This is a genomic window from Janibacter melonis, assembly GCF_003721155.3.
GTDB classification, from domain to species: domain Bacteria; phylum Actinomycetota; class Actinomycetes; order Actinomycetales; family Dermatophilaceae; genus Marihabitans; species Marihabitans melonis.
The window spans coordinates 2,443,573-2,458,944 of the sequence record NZ_CP044548.2; the positions used below are offsets into that span (position 1 = coordinate 2,443,573).

Genomic DNA, 15,372 nt, shown 5'->3' on the forward strand with positions numbered 1-15,372 from the left:
CACGGAAGGGGCCCTGACGTGCACGAAGTGCACCCGGGTACCACGCTCGGCAGGTACGCGATCGCTCGCCGTGCCCAGGAGCCCGTCACCGGCGACCCCTCGTCGGGGCAGCGGTGGGTGGCCCGCGACAGCGACCTCGAGCGCGACGTCGTGCTCCTCGTCCTGCCGCTCGACGACCCGCACACCGACGCCGCCCTCGACGCGGCCCGACGCGCCAGCGGGGTCGGTCACCCCGGTCTCACCCGCATCCTCGACGTCGACCACGACGACGAGCGCGCCTGGGTCACCGAGTCCTTCCGCAGCGACGACCGCTCCCTCGCCGAGCTCGCGACGCACGGGCTGCCCGCCGAGGAGGTCCGCCGGATCACCGGTGAGGTCGCCCTCGTGCTCGAGGCCGCGCGCAGCCGTGGGCTGCACCACCTCGCGATCAGCCCCGACAGCGTCTTCGTCGGCCCGGACGGGTCCGTGCGCGTGCGCGGCCTCGCCGTCGACGCCGCCCTGGCGGGCGTCGACGAGGAGGGTGACGAGGCCGCTGCGCTGGACGGCGCCGGTGTCGTCGCCCTGGCCTACGCCGGGCTCACCGGCAGCTGGCCGCTCCAGACCTCCACCTCTCTGCCGGCGGCGCCGCGCGACGCCACCGGCGTGCTGCCCCCGTCGCACCTCGCGGTCGGCGTGCCGAGCGATCTCGACACGATCTGCCGCGAGACCCTCGCCGACGACGCCGGCCCCTCCTCGCCCGGCGACTACGCCGCCTCGGTCTCCCCGTGGTCGCGCACGCCCGTCGACGACGGCGCGGCTCAGCCCCTCGACGAGGCCGCGGCGGACGACGGGGCCGACGCCCCCTTCGCCGATGCCCCCGGGCCGGACGACACGCAGGTCATCGGGGTCACCCCGGCCGCCGGTGCCGCCGCCCAGGAGCACCGGAGCACCGCCGTCGACTCCGACGACGACGAGCCCACGCAGGCGATCTCGCGCGGCGCCACGGCTCCCTCGGACGAGCCCACCCAGGTGGTCTCGGCGGAGGGCTCCGACGAGCCCGGCGCCGCCCGGACCGGCCGCGGTGCCGCGGCGGGTGCCGCCGCCGTCTCGGTCGCCGGCGCTCTCGCCGGCGGTGGGAAGATCCTCGGCGAGCGCGTCGGACGGGCCGCCCAGCGCACCCGCGAGCGCGCCGGGGAGGCTGCCGCCGACCGACGGGCCCAGCGCGAGGCGATCCGCAGCTCCGAGAGCCGCGACCGCGTGAGCCTGGGCAGCGCGGGCAGCCAGGACGACCTCGAGCCCCCGGCGCCGCTGCTGCCCGCCGACGCGAGCGAGCCGCCGAGCCGTGAGCAGTCACGGGTCGTCGTCGCGATCATGGCCCTCTTCGTCGTCGTCGCCCTCGTCGTCGGTGCGGTCGGGGTCTCGAAGATCGGCGACAACACCGACCTCAGCGCGATCTTCGGCTCGGACGCCCAGGGCGCCGACCCGGTGCGCCCCACGCAGTCCTCGAGCACCTCACGACCCTCGGGCGGTGGCAACGGCGCCCGCACCAGCGAGCCCATCCCGGTCATCGGTGCCATCGGCTACGACCCGAACGGCGACGGCGCGGAGCACAACTCCGAGGCCCAGCGCGTCTACGACGACGACCTGTCGACCTCGTGGACCACGGAGGGCTACGAGTCCCCGAACTTCGGCAACAAGGGCGGGGTCGGCATCGTCCTCGATCTCGGCCAGGCCCGCCAGGTCCGCAGCGCGACCCTCCAGCTGCCGCAGGCGACGACCGTCCAGGTCTTCGTCGGCGACGAGGCGGGCATCGCCGGCACGGAGCTGGGTCGCAGCGAGGGCAAGAACGGCTCGGTGACGATCACCGGCCGCTCCGCAGCCCGCGGGCAGTACGTGACGATCTGGTTCACGACGACGGTCCAGAGCGACGACGGCCGGCACCGTGCGTCGCTGGCCGAGGTCGTCCTGCGCTAGGCCGACGTGCGGGGGGCGCTGGACGAGATCGACGACCGCGAGCTCGTGCGGCGGCACGTCGCCGGTGACCCGGACGCCTTCGGCGAGCTCTTCGCCCGTCACCGGGACCGCATGTGGGGCGTCGCCCTCTCGGTGTGCCGCGACCCCGAGCTGGCGGCCGACGCCGTCCAGGACGGCTTCCTCGCCGCCTTCCGCCGCGCGGAGGGATATCGCGGCGACGCAGCCGTGACGACCTGGCTGCACCGCGTCGTCGTCAACGCGTGCCTGGACCGTCTGCGCCGAGCCCGGCCGACGGACTCCCTCGACGAGCTCGACGAGCGGGCGTCGACGCGCCTGCCCTCGCGTCCCGACGGGACCGCGCAGGTCGACACCCGGCTGCTCGTCCAGGACGCCCTCGCCGCGCTGCCCGAGCCGCAGCGCCTCGTCCTCGTGCTCGTCGACATGCACGGCGTGCCGGTCGCCGAGGCCGCGCGCATGCTCGGTGTCGCCGAGGGCACGGTGAAGTCGCGGGGCAGTCGTGGCCGCGCCGCCCTGGCCGCCGTCCTGCGTGCGGGAACCCCAGACGGTGCCCGCACGTCAGATGACGAAGGGGGCATCGCGCCCCCGGGCCGCACGGGCCCCGCAGCGAGCGCAGGAGGTGAGGCATGACGCAGGACCCGCAGCGCCCCGACGAGGAGCGCGACGACGAGCACGTCCGCGCCCTGCTCGCCGACCTGCCGTCCGGTGACGAGCACCCGGCGATGCCGCCCGAGCTCGTCGCCCGCATCGAGGCGTCGCTGCACGAGGAGCGCCGACGACGACGTGCCGGCGCCACCGTCACGCCGCTCGCGACCCACCGGCGTCGGGCCGGGTCGTGGCTCCTCGGGGCTGCGGCCGCCGTCGTCCTCGTCACCGGCACCGGGTACGTCGCGAGCACGACGCTGCGCGGCGGAGCGGACAGCTCGGCAGGCTCCGGCGCGGGCGGGAGCGCCGGCGACGAGTCGGGCCCCGCGTCGACCCGCTCCGAGGACGGTGGTCTGACGGACGGGGACGAAGGGGTCGAGGACGCGCCCTCGCAGTCCGCGGAGAGCTCGACCAAGGCCTTCTCGGGGAACTCCGGTCGCTCCCCCTTCCAGAGCTCGTCCCCCTTCGTGCTGACGATGACGGAGCGGCGCTACACCGAGGCGACGCTCGAGGAGGGCGCCGCCCGGACGACGTCCGTGTGGACGCGGAAGCACCGTGGTGCCGTGCCGCTCTCGGCGAGCTCGCCCACGCTCGGCCCGCTGACGACCGAGCGCGGGGCGCGCGACTGCCTGCGTCAGATCGGGGCGGGCGAGGTGCACCCCGTCCAGGCCGACGTCGGGACCTTCGACGGGCGGGCCGGCTTCCTCCTCGTCGCGGTTGGTGACGACGGCACCCGCGCATGGGCCGTCGCCGCGGGCTGCGAGCCGATCTACGACACGAGCGTGCCGGTGCGCTGAGCGCCCCCTGGACATGCTGGCAGGCGGTCGGGAATCGCTCGCCTACGATGGGTGTTGAGCACGACAGACCCCAAGATCTACCCCTGCACCCACCATCCGAGGACTACATCTGTGACTGCCGACGTCCGTAACGTCATCATCATCGGGTCCGGTCCGGCCGGCTACACCGCGGCCGTGTACGCCGCCCGAGCCAACCTCGCACCCCTGCTCTTCGAGGGTGCGGTCACGGCTGGTGGCGCGCTGATGAACACCACCGAGGTCGAGAACTTCCCCGGCTTCACCGACGGGATCATGGGCCCCGACCTCATGATGTCGATGCGCGGCCAGGCCGAGCGCTTCGGGACCGAGATCGTCACCGACGACGTCGCCTCCGTGCGTCTCGACGGCGACGTCAAGGTCGTCACCGACTCCGAGGGCACCGAGCACCGCGCCCACGCGGTGATCCTCGCGATGGGCTCGGCCTACCGCGAGCTCGGCCTGCCCGACGAGAAGCGCCTGTCCGGCCACGGCGTCAGCTGGTGCGCCACGTGCGACGGCTTCTTCTTCCGCGACCAGGACATCGCCGTCGTCGGTGGTGGCGACTCCGCGATCGAGGAGGCCACCTTCCTCACGAAGTTCGCCCGCTCGGTGACGATCGTCCACCGCCGCGAGGAGCTGCGCGCGAGCAAGATCATGGCCGACCGCGCCCTGGGCAACGACAAGATCCGTTTCGCGTGGAACTCCGAGGTCTCGGCGATCCACGGCCAGGACAAGGTCTCCTCGATCACCCTTCGCGACACCCGGACCGGGGCGGAGCGCGACCTCGAGGTCACCGGCCTCTTCGTCGCCATCGGTCACGACCCCCGCAACGAGCTGCTCACGCAGACCACCGACGCGGCGAAGGTCGCCCTCGACGCCGAGGGCTACGTCCTCGCCGAGGGCCGCTCGACCCGCACGAACCTCGACGGGGTCTTCGCCTGCGGCGACCTCGTCGACCACACCTACCGCCAGGCCATCACGGCCGCCGGGTCCGGCTGCTCCGCGGCTCTGGACGCCGAGCGGTGGCTCGCCGAGCGCGAGGAGGCCGGGGCACCGGCCGCCGACCAGTCGCTCATCTCCCAGGAGGACCCGGTCGAGGGCACTGTCGGCGTCCGCTGACATCCTCGACTCCCTCCCCCTTCGTCACCCCGACGCACACCCCGACCGGAAGGATCACCATGGCTGGCACCAAGCCCACCACCGACGCGACGTTCGAGCAGGACGTCCTGGGCAGCGAGACCCCCGTCCTCGTCGACTTCTGGGCGCCCTGGTGCGGCCCGTGCCGCGCGGTCGCGCCGGTGCTCGAGGAGCTCGCCGGGCAGTACGACGGCAAGCTGTCGATCGTCAAGCTCAACACCGACGAGAACCCCGAGATCACCTCGCGCTACGGGATCACCTCGATCCCCACGATGCACGTGTACAAGAACGGCGAGATCGTCAAGACCCTCGTCGGCGCGATGCCGAAGCCGAAGCTCATCAAGGAGCTCGAGCCCTTCATCGGCTGACCTCAGGACCACCTGGCGAAGGGGGACCCACCGACTGGTGGGTCCCCCTTCGTCATGCCGAAAACCGTTGCGCTGCAACGGATCTCGCGTCGTCAGACGATGTGCGTGCTGTCCATGCCGATCCGCTCGAGGATGCGGGTGAGGTCGTCCATCGAGGCGAACTCGATGGTCATCCGGCCCTTCTTGGCGCCCATCGAGATCTTCGCGCGGGTGTCGAGGTGGTCGCTCACCGCGGCGCCGAGGTCGTCGAGCTCGGGGGCGGGCAGGCGCGGGGAGGAGCGGCGCGCCTCGCGCTCGGGTTCCATGCCGAGCGCGACGATCTCCTCGACGGTGCGCACGGACAGGCCCTCGGCGACGATGCGCTGCGCCAGGCGCTCCATGCTCGCGCCGTCGGGCAGGGAGAGCAGAGCGCGGGCGTGCCCGGCCGAGAGCACGCCGGCGGCGACGCGGCGGGCGACGAGCGGGGGCAGGCGCAGCAGGCGCAGCGTGTTGCTGATCTGCGGGCGGGAGCGGCCGATGCGGGTGGCCAGCTCGTCCTGGGTGCAGCCGAAGTCGTCGAGCAGCTGCTGGTAGGCGGCCGCCTCCTCGAGCGCGTTGAGCTCGGAGCGGTGGAGGTTCTCCAGCAGCGCGTCGCGCAGGAGGTCGTCGTCCTCGGTGGCCTTGACGATCGCGGGGATGCTCTCGCGGTCCGCAGCGCGGGTCGCCCGCCAGCGACGCTCGCCCATGATGAGCTCGAAGCGCACGCCGTCCTGCGCGTCCGCGCCCTCGGGGAGGGGACGCACGACGACCGGCTGCAGGACACCGATCTCGCGGATCGAGTGCACCAGCTCGGCCATGTCGTCCTCGTCGAAGACGGTGCGCGGCTGACGCGGGTTGGGCCGGATGGCGTCGACGGGGATCTCGGCGTAGTGGGCACCGGGGACGGGCGCGAGACCGTCCTGCGTCGGGGCCGGCTCGGGGTGCTCCACGTGGTGCGGGGCGTCGTGCGCCGCGGTGGGCTCGCCCGTCGGGGCCTTCTGCGCGGCGGCGAGCATGCCCGCAGCGGTGTTCGGGGTGCTCGAGCCGTCCGTGGGTGCGCCTGCGGCGGGACTCGCGTCCCGCTCGGCGAAGAAGACGTCGACCGGCCGGCTGCGCGCCGTGCTGGCGTCGGGGATGAGGGCGCCGAGCCCACGTCCGAGTCCGCGTCGCTTCTCGCTCATGCCTGGCCGTCCTGTCCGTCGGTGCCGACCCCGCGGTCGGCGATCTCAGCTGCGGCCTCGAGGTAGGCCAGGGCCCCAGAGCTCTGGGGGTCGTACGTGATGACCGTCTGCCCGAAGCTCGGGGCCTCGGAGACCCGGACGGAGCGCGGGATCGTCGCCCCGATCACCTCGTCGGGGAAGTGGGTGCGGACCTCCTCGGCGACCTGGCGCGAGAGGTTCGTGCGGCCGTCGTACATCGTCAGCAGGATCGTCGAGACGTGCAGCTCGGGGTTGAGGTGCGTCTGGATGAGGTCGATGTTCTTGAGCAGCTGCGAGAGGCCTTCGAGCGCGTAGTACTCGCACTGGATGGGGATGAGCACCTCCTGCGCGGCGACGAAGGCGTTGACCGTCAGCAGGCCGAGGCTCGGCGGGCAGTCGACGACGACGTAGTCGATGCGTCGCTCACCACGTTCGGCCCGGGTGCGGGCGAGCTGGTCGAGGGCGCCGCGCATCCGCGACTCACGGGCCACGAGGGAGACGAGCTCGATCTCGGCCCCCGCGAGGTCGATCGTCGCGGGCACGCACCACAGACCGTCGACGTCGGGGCAGGGCTGCATGACGTCGGCCATCGGCGTGCCCTCGATGAGCACGTCGTAGATGCTCGGGACCTCGGCGTGGTGGTCGATGTTGAGCGCCGTGCTCGCGTTGCCCTGCGGGTCGGTGTCGACGAGCAGGACCGTCAGGCCGTTCTGCGCGAGGGCGGCGGCGAGGTTGACGGCGGTCGTCGTCTTGCCGACCCCGCCCTTCTGGTTCGAGACGGTGATGACGCGGGTGCGGTCCGGCGTGGGGAAGGTCTTCGACGCCAGGCGGGCGCGGGCGCGCTTGTCGGCGTTGACCGCGGCGAGGACTGGTGACTCGTCCTCTGCTGCGTCGTCCACGGCCGCTCCCTTGGGCGCGTCCTCGGCGCCCACGTCGTCGCTCGGCATCGACGTTTCACGTGAAACGGGACTCGCGGCGGCCTGCTCGGGCGACGCGCCGCTCGGTGCAGCCGATGTGTCCGGCGTGCGCGGCGTCACCCGCTCTCCCTGCCAGCCGATGGGCTCGGACTCCGAGGGGGCCGGCAGTGCGGGCCACCCCATCCCTGGGACGACCTGACGACCGGTGGGTCGATCAGTGGGTGCGGCGTCGTGCACGCTCTCTCCGTTCCTCGATGAAGCCGTTCCATTCAACGTCACCGGGCGACGACACGCCAAAGCGGGTAGATGGGCTCGTGGGGCAGGCCGGTGTGCGTGTGTTTCACGTGAAACACGACGCCTGGCGTACAACCCATCTCGCGCGGTGCGGTCCGGGCTTACGAGGTAGGCGCATCATGTTTCACGTGAAACATCAGCGTGCCAGAGCTCTCCTGGCGTCTCCCGGGCCTGGATCTTCTCGCTGGCATCGCACAGAGCACGACACGCCCCAACCTCGATCACGAAGACGGTTGCTGGTCGAGGTGCGAAGGGCGCCCCGCGCCCGAGCCTCGAGACCACCGGCTGGGCCGTTCGGTCGGGGACTTCGAGGCCTCTCGGCCCGCACCTCGACCACCAGCACCGTTGCTGGTCGAGGTGCGAAGGGCGCCCCGCGCCCTAGCCTCGAGACCACCGGACCACAGGCGTCGTGTTGACCATCCGTCGCGGCTTCGGAGCTCAGCACGTCGACCGTGAGCCCATCGCGACCGTCCCGGGTGGTTTCGAGGCTCCTTCGTCGCACCTCAACCACCACCGGGTTGCTCTTCGCGCCCCACCCGCCATCACGCGCAGGGTGTGGTTTCGAGCCTCCTTCGTCGCACCTCGACCACCAACACCGTTGCTGGTCGAGGTGCGAAGGGCGCCCCGCGCCCAGGCCTCGAGACCACCGGGCCGGCCCTTCGAGCCGTGACTTCGAGACCCTTCGGTGCACCTCGACCATCGCCATCTTCGGGCTGACGTCAGGCACCATCGCAAGGATCACGGGCGAGACCGTGACGACCGTAAGCCGTCGCGACTGGGTCGGGTGGTTTCGAGGCTCCTTCGTCGCACCTCAACCACCACGGACGTCTTCCGAGCACCTCAATCAGCACCAGCCCTCACCCCGCCCCAGACGCAGGACGGCCCGTGTTTCACGTGAAACACGGGCCGTCGGTGCGGAGGGGGGTCAGCGACGGCGGGGGCGCTTCGTCCCGGGCTTGCGCGGGGTGACGGTGCAGTCGACCGTCATCGTGGGCTCGGGGAGCACCTCGCCACCGTGCTCGCTCACCGCGGCGGCGGTCATGCCGAGCTTGCGCAGGGTCGGCGTCACGGCGTCGAGCTCCTCCTGCGCGGAGCGTCCCTTCATCGCGACGAGCTGCCCGCCATCGTCGAGCAGCGGGAAGCACCAGCGGGCCAGCTTGTCGAGCCGGGCCACCGCGCGCGCGGTGACGAAGGGGGCGCTGAGCACCCCGTGCATCTCCTCGGCCCGCGCACGGTGGACCGTGACGTTCTCCAGAGCTAGATCGCTGACGACAGCGTCGAGCCACTCGGTGCGCCGCATCATCGGCTCGACGAGATGGATCTCGAGATCGGGACGGGCGATCGCCGTCGCGACGCCGGGCAGACCAGCACCGCTGCCGACGTCGACGACCCGGGCCCCGCTGGGGAAGGCGTCCTCGATCACCGCGCAGTTGAGGATGTGCCGCTCCCACAGGATCGGCACCTCGCGCGGACCGATGAGCCCGTGGCTCACCCCGGTGTCGGCGAGGATGTCGGCGAAGGCCGTGGCGCGCGGAAGGCGCTCACCGAAGAACCGGTGAGCGCCTTCCGTGGCCTCAGGGGCGTGGTCCACGAGCAGCTCAGGCGTCGGCGTCGGCCGACGCGTCCTGCTCGTCGTCGGCCTCGGCCTGGGTGCCGGCCTCGGGGATGACGACGACGTAGCGTCGCGGCTCGGTGCCCGAGGACTCCGAGCTCAGGCCGGAGGCGAGGACCTCGTCGTGGACGACCTTGCGCTCGAAGGCCGACATCGGCTCGAGCGAGATCTCCTCGCCGGACTCGCGCGAGCGGCGCACGGCGTCACGGGCGATCTCGACGAGCTCGGCGCGACGGCCGGCGCGGTGACCGGCGATGTCGAGCATGAGCCGGCTGCGCTCACCGGTGGCCGACTGCACGGCGAGGCGCGTCAGCTCCTGGAGCGAGTCGAGGACCTTGCCGTCGCTGCCGATGAGGCGACGCGGCACGCGGCCGTCCTCGGAGTCGACGATGGCCACCGCGGCCCGGTCGCCGTCGATGTCGAGGTCGATGTCGCCGTCGAGGTCGCAGATGTCGAGCAGCGTCTCGAGGAAGTCGGCGGCGACCTCCCCTTCGCGCACCAGTGCGGACTGACGCGTGCCCGCAGGCGCCTGGGTCGAGGCCTCCTCGGGCGTCGCCTCGGTGCTCGTCTCGGGGGTCGTGGTCTCGGTCATGGGTGGTGCTCCTGTCGCAGGCAAGTCGGGCGCAGCGCCCGGGGGACGAAGGGGGATCAGCTGTCGTTGCGTGGGTTCTTCGTGGCGGTCGCCGTCGACGACGAGCCGGGGGGCGGGCCGGGCTTCTTCTTCGTCCCGTCCTTCTTCGAGCGCTTCTTGCTCTTGGGCTGCACCCGCTGCCCGGAGATGACGCCCTTCTCGCGGAGCTCCTCGGCCATCTCGGCGTCGTGCTCCCGCTCGCGCTCCTCCTCGGGGGTGTCCAGCGGCTTGCCGGCCTTGCGCCGACGCTCGTGCATCGCCTTCTCGGCGGCCGAACCCGGCGCGGGCATGCGGCGGATGACGTAGAACTGCTGGAGCATCGTCCACAGGTTCGTCGTGAACCAGTAGATGAGGACACCGATCGGGAAGTTGATGCCGGAGACGGCGAAGATGATCGGGAAGAGGTAGAGCATGATCTTCTGCTGCTGGGCGAAGGGGCCCTCGAGCGCAGCGGTCGGCATGTTCTTGCGCATCAGCTGGTGCTGGGTGGTGAAGGTCGTCGCCGACATGAGGATGATGAGCACGACGGTGACGATCTGGACGTTGAGCGTGTTCGCGCCCAGGAAGATGTCGGAGAGCTGGGCCCCGAAGATCGTCGACTTCTCGGCCTCGGCAGCCAGGGCCTTGGTCAGCGGTCCGATGGGCTGACGCTCGCCGCTGGCGATCTCGTCGAGGCCGTTGAGGACGCGGAAGAGGCCGAAGAAGAAGGGCGATTGCACGAGGATCGGCAAGCATGACGCGAGCGGGTTGGTGCCTGTCTCCCGGTAGAGAGACATCATCTCCTGCTGCATCTTCTGCTGGGACTCAGGGTCCTTCTTGCCCTTGTACTTCTTCTGGATCTTCTGCATCTCGGGCTGGATGAGCTGCATCTTGCGCGAGGCGTGGATCTGCTTGACGAAGAGCGGGATGAGCGCCGCACGCATGACGAGCACGAGACCGACGATGGACAGCGTCCACGTCCAGCCGTTGTCGCTCGGCAGACCGATGACGACGAGCAGCTTGTGCCACAGGACGATGATCCAGGCGACCAGCCACTCGAAGGGATACATGATGTCGCTGAAGCTCACGGGGAGGTGATCCTTCGCTGTCGGGGTGCGCCGAGGCGGCGCCGGGAGGTCTGGAGATCGGCCTCGCTGAGGGCCGGGGTGTCGTCACCCAGCCGCGGCCGGGTCAGCTCGGGCGAGCCGCGCTGGGCCCACGTGTCGGGCACGAAGTCGACACCTCCGTGCGACCACGGGTGGCAGCGTCCGATCCGGTGCACCGCGAGGTACCCACCACGCACCGGCCCGAAGCGGCGCAGCGCGGTGACGGCGTACGCCGAGCACGTCGGGTAGTACCGGCACCGGGCCGGCAGGAGCGGGGAGAGGTAGCGCTGGTAGCCCCGGACGAGCAGGACGAAGGGGGCCGCAGCCCGGCTCCCGCTCATGGCGTGGGCTCCGCGGGCGAGGGCTCGGTCACGCCCAAGGAGGCCAGGGCCGAGCCGAGGGTGCGGCCGATCTGCGCGGAGGTGGCGCTCGCGGAGGCGGGGTTGGCCCGCAGCACGAGGTCGGTCCCGCTCGGCACGGCCGGCAGGAGGGGCGCCACCTGGGCGCGCAGCCGACGCTTGACCCGGTTGCGCACGACCGCGTTGCCCACGGCCTTGGACACGACGACACCGACGCGCGGTGGCAGTGCCGACCGCGCGTCGGTGTGACGGGCGTGGACCACGAGCAGCCGCGAGCCCTGGCGTCGAGCGCCGGAGCCACGGACCGTCGCCGTGAACTCCCCGCGCTCCGTCAGCCGGTGCTGCGCGGGCAACACGGGAGGGTCTGCTCAGGCGGAGAGCTTGGCGCGCCCCTTGGCGCGGCGGTTGGCCAGGATGGCGCGGCCGGCGCGGGTGCGCATGCGCAGACGGAAGCCGTGCGTCTTGGCGCGGCGACGGTTGTTCGGCTGGAAGGTGCGCTTGCTCATCGCGGTACTCCATGTGTCGTCGGACGATCGGGCACGTCCGGGTGGGGTTCGTGGATCAGCCGCGATCGGAGGCCCACGTGGCTCGTCCGCGAGGGACGCGCGATCATGGGCATGCGAAAGCGGCCGATCAGGCCGTCTGCCAGGTTACGGCAGCCCGCTCGACCCGGTCAAACCACGCGAGGGAGCACGCGCGGGAGCGACAAACACCCCAGGGTGCCAGCACCGGCTTCGGCCGCACCCGCGACACGCCGACGACATCTCGCAGTTGTGCCGACCGGCTTGCCGGGGGGACGTCGAGTTGTTAGCGTCGGCCCTCATCCCCCTCGGTACCCACAGCCTGTGGACAAGCGTGTGGACACCGGTCTGCCGTGGACGCGAGGATGACGACGACATGTCCGTCGCCCCCGCGGCGAGACCGGCCGGACCGACCGAGGTGGTAGAGCGTGGCTGACGCCGACATGGACTTCGCACAGGTCTGGCGCTCCACCCTCGACTCCCTCGACGCCGACGGCGTGCCCGTGGGTCGCCGCGCCTTCCTCACCCACGCCCAGCTCGTCGGTCTCCTCGACAGCACCGCCCTCATCGCCGTGCCCGACGACTTCAGCAAGGAGTTCGTCGAGCAGCGCCTGCGGATGCAGCTGACCCAGGCCCTGTCGGCCCAGCTGGGGCAGGAGGTGCGGATCGCGGTGACCGTCGACCCGGACCTGCACCAGGACGGCGAGGACCACCTGCCCGAGTCCTCTGCCGACGGGTCGCCGCGCGACGAGGCGGACGTCCTCCCCCTTCGCCAGGGTCTGGCCACGCAGGACCCGCTGCCGGTCGGCGACCCGATGACGACGCGCGAGACGGCGGCCGCCAACGCGGGCCGCGCCGGGCGCGGGACGACCCAGCCCGAGAGCGTCGAGCTGACCCGGCTCAACCCGAAGTACCTCTTCGACACCTTCGTCATCGGATCGAGCAACCGCTTCGCCCACGCCGCCGCCGTCGCGGTCGCCGAGGCGCCGGCCAAGGCGTACAACCCGCTCTTCATCTACGGCGAGTCCGGGCTGGGCAAGACCCACCTGCTCCACGCGATCGGTCACTACGCGCGCAACCTCTACCCGCACGTCAAAGTGCGCTACGTGAACTCCGAGGAGTTCACCAACGACTTCATCAACAGCATCCGCGACGACAAGGCGGCCGCCTTCCAGGCCCGCTACCGCGACGTCGACGTGCTGCTCATCGACGACATCCAGTTCTTGTCGGGGAAGATGCAGACGCAGGAGGAGTTCTTCCACACCTTCAACACGCTGCACAACGCCAACAAGCAGGTCGTCATCACCAGCGACGTCAAGCCCAAGCTGCTCCAGGGCTTCGAGGAGCGCATGCGCAGCCGCTTCGAGTGGGGGCTGCTCACCGACGTCCAGCCGCCCGACCTCGAGACGCGGATCGCGATCCTGCGCAAGAAGGCCATCCAGGAGCGCCTGTCGGTGCCCGACGAGGTCCTCGAGTTCATCGCCAGCCGGATCTCGACGAACATCCGCGAGCTCGAGGGCGCGCTCATCCGCGTCACCGCCTTCGCCAGCCTCAACCGGCAGCCGGTCGACCTCGGCCTGGCCCAGATCGTGCTCAAGGACCTCATCCCCCACGAGGCGCCCAACGAGATCGATGCCGCGACGATCATGGCGCAGACCGCGGCCTACTTCGGCCTGACGATCGAGGACCTCCAGGGCGCCTCGCGCAGCCGCGTGCTCGTGACCGCCCGGCAGATCGCGATGTACCTGTGCCGCGAGCTGACCGACGCCTCGCTGCCCCAGATCGGCAAGCTCTTCGGCGGGCGTGACCACACGACGGTCATGCACGCGAACCGCAAGATCGGCGAGCTCATGGCCGAGCGGCGCGCGATCTACAACCAGGTCACCGAGCTGACCAACCGCATCAAGCAGCAGGCGAACAGCTAGTCCGCCGTGCCGGCGCCGCCGCGAGACCCGACGACGGGTCGCGGCCGTCCGGGCGACCCTGTCCACAGCAGTTGTCCACACCTGTGTGAAGAGTGCCCCTCCTCTGCCGTCCCCACCGTAGGCGACCGGGTCGAGGCACGTTGTCCCCCGAGTTGTCCACAGATCCACAGGCTGTGGACAACTCTGTGCACCCAGTGATCGCGGCGCGGACACGGGCAACACGCCCGGTCCCGTCCACAACCTCCCCACGAGCCGCAATTGTCCACACACCTGTGGACAGCGGTCACCACGGTCACGCACCCCGGACACCACGAGATCGGTGCACATCCCTGCGGACGAGCCTGTGGACAGATGTGGACGGACCGGGAGGGCATGAGGACGCCCGTTCGTCGTCCACATCCCCCACCCGGTCGTGCACAGCTGCGTCGACAGGTCGTCCACACCCCACCGCGGACGCAGATCGGCCCCACGAGCGGGCTGCAGGCCCCTCGCAGCGGGTTGTCCCCACTGTCCACACGACCTATGACAACGATGAGTCCTCTCCACCTCATCTCCCGTCCCCACGCATGGCGGACCGACCTGCTGTGGATCTAGGGTTGGGCTCCCGTGCGGTGATCATGCGAGCCGAGACGGGTGACACACTTGTCATCGCACACGCGCGGAGGCTCCGCGCGGGAAATGGGTAGGTACTCGTGAAGTTCCGCGTCGAGCGTGACGTCCTCGCCGAGGCGGTCACCTGGGTTGCTCGTGGTCTGCCGGCCCGCCCGCCGGTCCCCGTCCTCGCCGGTGTCCTCGTCTCCGCCGACGAAGGGGGGACGGTCACCCTCTCGGCCTTCGACTACGAGGTCTCCGCCCGGATCACCGTCGCCGCCGACGTCGAGGAGTCCGGCACCGTCCTCGTCCTCGGCCGACTGCTCGCGGACATCTCTCGCAACCTCCCGGGCCGTCCCGTCGACGTCTCCACCGAGGGCACGAAGGTCCAGGTGACGTGCGGCAGCTCGCGCTTCGCCCTCCTGCAGATGCCGGCCGACGAGTACCCCACGCTGCCCACCGCGCCCGAGGGCTCGGGCTCGATCGACGGCAGCGTCTTCACCCAGGCCGTCGCCCAGGTCTCCATCGCCGCCGACCGCGGCGACTCGCTGCCGATCCTCACCGGTGTGCGCGTCGAGGTCGACCGCGACCGGATGACCCTGCTCGCCACCGACCGCTACCGCCTCGCGATGCGCGAGATCACGTGGTCGCCGCGGACCTCTGACGCCAGCCACGTCGCCCTCATCCCGGCACGGACCCTCTCCGAGACCGCCCGCTCGCTCGGTGCCGTCGGCACGATCGACGTCGCCCTCGGCAGCGCGGCAGGCGGTGACGGGCTCGTCGGCTTCGAGGCCGGGCAGCGCCGCACGACCTCCCGTCTGCTAGACGGCGAGTACCCGAAGGTCGCCAAGATCTTCCCGACGAGCAGCGAGACCGAGGCCGTCATCGCGACCGCGGATCTCATCGAGGCGGTCAAGCGCGTCGCCCTCGTCGCCGAGCGCACGACCCCGGTGCGCCTGCGCTTCTCCGAGGGCCAGCTGGCCATCGAGGCCGGCACCGGCGAGGACGCCCAGGCCTCCGAGGCGCTCGAGGCGAGCGTCACCGGCCCGGACATCGCCGTGGCCTTCAACCCCGGCTACCTCCTCGACGGGCTCGGGGTGCTCGGCACCGAGTGGACCCGGATGTCCTTCACCGGCGCGCTCAAGGCCGCGATGATCACGGGTCAGACAAGCCAGGACGGCGAGCTCGACACGACCTACCGCTACGTCCTGCAGCCCGTGCGACTCGCCGGCTGAACCCCCTTCGCCCGGCCCGCCGCGCGCGGGCGGGGCACCCCGCACCCCC

The 15,372-nt window shown here is 71.5% G+C and carries 15 protein-coding genes; 7 read left to right on the forward strand and 8 right to left on the reverse strand.

All coding sequences use genetic code 11. The features are described from left to right. Positions 1–18: 18 nt before the first annotated feature. The 5 genes from EEW87_RS11640 (at position 19) to trxA (ending at position 4,936) form a co-directional block, all read left to right on the forward strand. Positions 19–1,953 (forward strand): protein kinase family protein, encoded by a 1,935-nt coding sequence (locus EEW87_RS11640; protein WP_148041629.1) that lies wholly within the window; start codon positions 19–21, stop codon positions 1,951–1,953. Between the two features lie 6 nt (positions 1,954–1,959). Continuing rightward, entirely contained in the window at positions 1,960–2,601 is a 642-nt protein-coding gene (gene sigM / locus EEW87_RS11645) for an RNA polymerase sigma factor SigM (RefSeq protein ID WP_123093614.1), read from the forward strand. Beyond that, positions 2,598–3,413 (forward strand): hypothetical protein, encoded by an 816-nt coding sequence (locus tag EEW87_RS11650; RefSeq protein ID WP_123093615.1) that lies wholly within the window; start codon positions 2,598–2,600, stop codon positions 3,411–3,413. Before sigM ends, EEW87_RS11650 begins: the two co-directional genes overlap by 4 nt. 111 nt (positions 3,414–3,524) lie before the next feature. Further along, the gene (gene trxB / locus EEW87_RS11655; RefSeq protein WP_068270864.1) at positions 3,525–4,550 is read left to right on the forward strand and encodes a thioredoxin-disulfide reductase; all 1,026 of its coding nucleotides are present in this window, start codon (positions 3,525–3,527) and stop codon (positions 4,548–4,550) included. Between the two features lie 59 nt (positions 4,551–4,609). After that, entirely contained in the window at positions 4,610–4,936 is a 327-nt protein-coding gene (gene trxA, locus EEW87_RS11660) for a thioredoxin (protein WP_068270866.1), read from the forward strand. Positions 4,937–5,028: 92 nt separating this feature from the next. Here trxA and EEW87_RS11665 read toward each other — a convergent pair whose 3' ends face one another. The 8 genes from EEW87_RS11665 to rpmH all read right to left on the reverse strand — a co-directional run bounded on the left by EEW87_RS11665 (position 5,029) and on the right by rpmH (position 11,557). After that, positions 5,029–6,135 (reverse strand): ParB/RepB/Spo0J family partition protein, encoded by a 1,107-nt coding sequence (locus EEW87_RS11665; RefSeq protein ID WP_123093616.1) that lies wholly within the window; start codon positions 6,133–6,135, stop codon positions 5,029–5,031. After that, positions 6,132–7,052 (reverse strand): ParA family protein, encoded by a 921-nt coding sequence (locus EEW87_RS11670; RefSeq protein WP_307785250.1) that lies wholly within the window; start codon positions 7,050–7,052, stop codon positions 6,132–6,134. The genes EEW87_RS11665 and EEW87_RS11670 overlap by 4 nt, the downstream gene beginning before the upstream one ends. 1,237 nt (positions 7,053–8,289) lie before the next feature. Next, a complete protein-coding gene (rsmG, locus tag EEW87_RS11675; RefSeq protein ID WP_123093618.1) occupies positions 8,290–8,955 on the reverse strand; it encodes a 16S rRNA (guanine(527)-N(7))-methyltransferase RsmG in 666 nt (221 codons plus the stop codon). Positions 8,956–8,962: 7 nt separating this feature from the next. Further along, complete coding sequence (locus EEW87_RS11680; protein ID WP_123093619.1) at positions 8,963–9,568, reverse strand: Jag family protein; 606 nt, start codon at positions 9,566–9,568, stop codon at positions 8,963–8,965. 56 nt (positions 9,569–9,624) lie between these two features. Further along, positions 9,625–10,674 (reverse strand): membrane protein insertase YidC, encoded by a 1,050-nt coding sequence (yidC, locus tag EEW87_RS11685; RefSeq protein WP_068270880.1) that lies wholly within the window; start codon positions 10,672–10,674, stop codon positions 9,625–9,627. Then, positions 10,671–11,033: a membrane protein insertion efficiency factor YidD gene (gene yidD / locus EEW87_RS11690; RefSeq protein WP_123093620.1), complete on the reverse strand. Its 363-nt coding sequence runs from the start codon at positions 11,031–11,033 to the stop codon at positions 10,671–10,673. The genes yidC and yidD overlap by 4 nt, the downstream gene beginning before the upstream one ends. Then, positions 11,030–11,407: a ribonuclease P protein component gene (gene rnpA / locus EEW87_RS11695; RefSeq protein ID WP_123093621.1), complete on the reverse strand. Its 378-nt coding sequence runs from the start codon at positions 11,405–11,407 to the stop codon at positions 11,030–11,032. The genes yidD and rnpA overlap by 4 nt, the downstream gene beginning before the upstream one ends. A gap of 12 nt (positions 11,408–11,419) precedes the next feature. Beyond that, a complete protein-coding gene (gene rpmH / locus EEW87_RS11700; RefSeq protein ID WP_068270888.1) occupies positions 11,420–11,557 on the reverse strand; it encodes a 50S ribosomal protein L34 in 138 nt (45 codons plus the stop codon). Positions 11,558–12,000: 443 nt separating this feature from the next. On the opposite strand from rpmH, the gene dnaA reads away from it, so the two are divergent. Next, positions 12,001–13,497 (forward strand): chromosomal replication initiator protein DnaA, encoded by a 1,497-nt coding sequence (dnaA, locus tag EEW87_RS11705; protein WP_396326597.1) that lies wholly within the window; start codon positions 12,001–12,003, stop codon positions 13,495–13,497. Positions 13,498–14,189: 692 nt separating this feature from the next. Then, positions 14,190–15,323 carry a DNA polymerase III subunit beta gene (dnaN, locus tag EEW87_RS11710; protein ID WP_068270893.1) on the forward strand — a complete coding sequence of 378 codons (1,134 nt, stop codon included), beginning with the start codon at positions 14,190–14,192 and terminating at the stop codon, positions 15,321–15,323. Positions 15,324–15,372: the final 49 nt, after the last annotated feature.

Bases quoted from the DNA above. Each gene is read 5' to 3' on its own strand.
- rpmH (WP_068270888.1), bottom strand. From the start codon at position 11,557: ATGAGCAAGCGCACCTTCCAGCCGAACAACCGTCGCCGCGCCAAGACG.
- EEW87_RS11665 (WP_123093616.1), bottom strand. From the start codon at position 6,135: ATGAGCGAGAAGCGACGCGGACTCGGACGTGGGCTCGGCGCCCTCATC.
- EEW87_RS11680 (WP_123093619.1), bottom strand. From the start codon at position 9,568: ATGACCGAGACCACGACCCCCGAGACGAGCACCGAGGCGACGCCCGAG.
- EEW87_RS11650 (WP_123093615.1), top strand. From the start codon at position 2,598: ATGACGCAGGACCCGCAGCGCCCCGACGAGGAGCGCGACGACGAGCAC.
- trxA (WP_068270866.1), top strand. From the start codon at position 4,610: ATGGCTGGCACCAAGCCCACCACCGACGCGACGTTCGAGCAGGACGTC.
- yidD (WP_123093620.1), bottom strand. From the start codon at position 11,033: ATGAGCGGGAGCCGGGCTGCGGCCCCCTTCGTCCTGCTCGTCCGGGGC.